3 protein-coding genes are annotated in these 3,037 nt (G+C 75.7%); 1 reads left to right on the forward strand and 2 read right to left on the reverse strand.

Annotation, left to right across the window (positions count from 1 at the left end; all coding sequences use genetic code 11):
• Positions 1-167 precede the first annotated feature (167 nt).
• The gene (locus tag AB0J52_RS34230; RefSeq protein WP_500187039.1) at positions 168-581 is read right to left on the reverse strand and encodes a VOC family protein; all 414 of its coding nucleotides are present in this window, start codon (positions 579-581) and stop codon (positions 168-170) included.
• A 77-nt stretch (positions 582-658) separates the two neighbouring features.
• Here AB0J52_RS34230 and AB0J52_RS34235 point away from each other — a divergent pair, with 77 nt between their 5' ends.
• A complete protein-coding gene (locus AB0J52_RS34235) occupies positions 659-1,513 on the forward strand; it encodes a 3-methyladenine DNA glycosylase (protein WP_500187040.1) in 855 nt (284 codons plus the stop codon).
• A gap of 73 nt (positions 1,514-1,586) precedes the next feature.
• Here the strand turns inward: AB0J52_RS34235 and AB0J52_RS34240 are convergent.
• Positions 1,587-3,037 (reverse strand): ABC transporter permease (locus tag AB0J52_RS34240; protein ID WP_500187042.1); only part of this gene is annotated, 1,451 nt, incomplete at its 5' end.

Raw genomic sequence — 3,037 nt, forward strand, 5'->3', positions numbered from 1 at the left:
TGCGCGTCCGTCCGGGTGTGCCCCCGCCCCTCGGGGGGCGCGGACCAGGGCGGGCCGCGCGTCGAGCGCCCGCGCCGTGTCGTCCCCGTCGGCCCCGCCTGGCCCTGCCGCGCGTCCGTCCGCCCGGCCGGACGCGTCAAGCGGCCGGCCGGGCGGGGGTTCGGGGGTCAGGCGGCGCGGGACGGGACCTCCTGGATGAGCCAGCCGTTGCCGTCCGGGTCCTGGAACGACAGGTACGTGCCGAAGTCGATCCGCTCGGGATGGTGGCCCGTCGTCTCGGAGCCGTCCGGGGCGTGGAAGTACGGCTCGCTCACTGGCACCCCGCCCTTGACCAGGGTCTCGCGGGCCGCGTCGATGTCGGGGACGACGACGTGCAGGCCCTGCAGCGACCCGGCCCGTCCCTCCTCGTGCATCAGCGTGATCGAGCACGCCGACCCGGGCGGTGTGAGCTGCACGATGCGGAAGTCGCCGCCGCCCGAGAAGTCCACGTCCACCACGAACCCGCAGCCGTCGGCGTAGAACGCCTTGGCGCGGTCCACGTCGGCCACCGGCACGACGATCGTCTCCAGCTTCCAGTCCATGATCTTCCTCCTGAGTGACGGATACCCCGGGACGGACTCCCGGCCGACCAGGAACTCATCGCGCCTAGCATGAACGGGTGGAAATCCTCGGGCCGGACGAGTGGCGGGCGCGTGCCGAAGCGCACCGCCGCCGCGTGGACGCCTGGCTGGAGCCGCATCTGGAGCGGCGCCGGCGCGGCGAGAAGCATCCTGTCGAGGACTTCCTGTTCACCTACTACAGCCACCGGCCGAACCGGCTCCAGCAGTGGCATCCGGGCGCTTTCGTCGAGCTCGTGGGTGCCCGCGACCACGGCCGCGACTACCTGGACACCGAGCGCGGCGCGACCGTGGACGTGGACGGCCTGGTAGCGCGGCGGCGGGCCTCGATCGAGTGGACGGCCACCCTGCTCGCCCGGACCGCGTCCCGCCCGGCCCAGTTCGGCTGCTTCGGCCTGCACGAGTGGGCCATGGTCTACCGGACGCCCGAGGTGCGGCACGCGGCCTGGCCGATGCGGCTGGCCGCCGGGGAGATCGCGGCGGTCGTGGAGGCGCGCGGCGTCCGGTGCAGCCACTTCGACGCGTTCCGGTTCTTCACCCCGCCGGCGCGTCCGCTGAACGTGCTGCAGCCGTCCCGCGAGACCCAGCACGAGCTGGAGCAGCCCGGCTGCCTGCACGCCAATATGGACCTGTACAAGTGGGCGTACAAGCTGTCGCCGCTCGTGCCGTCCGAGCTGGTCGCCGACTGCTTCGAGCTCGCCCGCGACATCCGCGCCGTGGACATGCGGGCCAGCCCGTACGACCTGGCCGCGCTCGGGTACCCGCCCGTCCGGATCGAGACGCCCGAGGGCCGCGCCGAGTACGCGGCCCTCCAGCGCGACTTCACCCGACGCGCGGAGCCCCTGCGCCGCCGCCTGCTGGCGGCATGCGAGGGGCTCCTGGCCGTCCCGGTCTGAGACCCGTCCCGGTCTGAGACCCGTCCCGGTCTGAGACCCGTCCCGGTCTGAGACCCGTCCCGGTCCGGCCGGACTAGTCGCGGGCGGCGAGCGTGCGCGTCGGGTCGGCGCGGAGCGCGGCGCGGGCGGGCAGCGCGGTCGCGGCGAGCGCGAGCAGCGTCGCGGCGGCGATGATCCCGAGCGCGCCGAGCGGCGGGACGTGCGGCGCGGCGGCACCGGTCATGCCCGCGCTGTAGGACGTCAGCGTCCAGAACGCGATCACCGTGCCGAGGACGGACCCGACCACCGCGACGGCCAGCGTCTCCCAGCGCAGCATCCGCAGCACCTGGCGGCGGGTCGCGCCCGCCAGCCGCAGCAGCGCCAGCTCGCGGGAGCGGCCCGCGACGGCCATGGCGAGCGTGTTGACCATCGCGATCCCGGCGAACGCGACGATCAGTCCGAGCGCCAGGTAGTTCACGGCGGACCCGTTGCCGGTGCCCTTGTTCGCCTCGGCCGGGGTGGCGAGCGAGACGCCCGGCGGCAGGACGCGGCGCAGCGCGTCCGGCGAGACGCCCGGCGCGGACACCAGGACCGTCCCCATCGGGGAGTCGGAGTGCGCCGCGACCAGGTCGTACGGCAGCGTCAGGTCGCCGAAGCCGAGGCCGCGCCCGTAGACGGCGACGACCTTCTCGGTGACGCGCGTGCCGTCCGCGAGCGCGAACGCGACGCTGTCGCCGACCTTCATGCCGATCCCGTCGCGGACGGCCATCGTGCCGGGGCCGAGGCGGTCGAGCGAGCCGTCCCGGACGTCCAGGTCCATGGTCTCCGGCAGCCGTCCCGGGGTGACGCCCTGCACGCTGTACGGGCTGTCGGCGGCGCGGACGCGGCTGTGCACGACCTCGGTGACCGCCCGCACGCCCGGCACCCGGCGCAGCGCGTCCGCCGTCGGGGCGGGGACCGCCGGGCCGAGCCGGTAGCCCGCGACCGTCCCGGCCCGCACCTGCGCCTCGGCCGCACCGGTCAGCGTGGACTGCGCGAACAGCAGCGTCCCCGTCATCGCGATCATGAGGGTGAGCGGCGTGATCACCGAGGCGAGCCGGCGGGCGGAGGTCCGCAGGTTCGCGGCGGCGAGCTCGCCCGTCCCGCCGGACGCCCGCAGCGGGACGGCGACGACCGCGATCGCGGCCCGCGCCAGCGGCGGTCCGAGCAGCGCGACGGCCGTGGTGAACAGCAGCGCCGTGAGCGGCGTCAGCGGACCGGCCGCCGCGTCGGTGTGCACCGACCGCAGCACCAGGCTCAGCACGATCCCGCCCGCGACCGCCGCGACGCCCGCGACCAGCCGGAGCACCGGGACGCGCGGCGGCGTCAGCGCCGCCTCGCCGAGCGCCTCCACCGGACGCAGCCGGGTGATCCGCCGCGCCGAGACGCGGGCGGCGAGCCAGGCCGCCAGGATGGTCGCGGCGGCGGCGGCCAGCGGCGGGTCGATCCAGCGCCTCGACATCCCCGGCGAGCTGCGCGGTCTGAAGTCGGCGCTCGGCGTCCCGC

It is taken from the genome of Spirillospora sp. NPDC049652 (assembly GCF_040675125.1).
In the GTDB taxonomy this organism is placed as follows: domain Bacteria; phylum Actinomycetota; class Actinomycetes; order Streptosporangiales; family Streptosporangiaceae; genus Spirillospora.

What these genes read in the sequence shown, in the direction of transcription:
- AB0J52_RS34230 (WP_500187039.1), bottom strand. Translation starts at nt 581, where the DNA reads ATGGACTGGAAGCTGGAGACGATCGTCGTGCCGGTGGCCGACGTGGAC.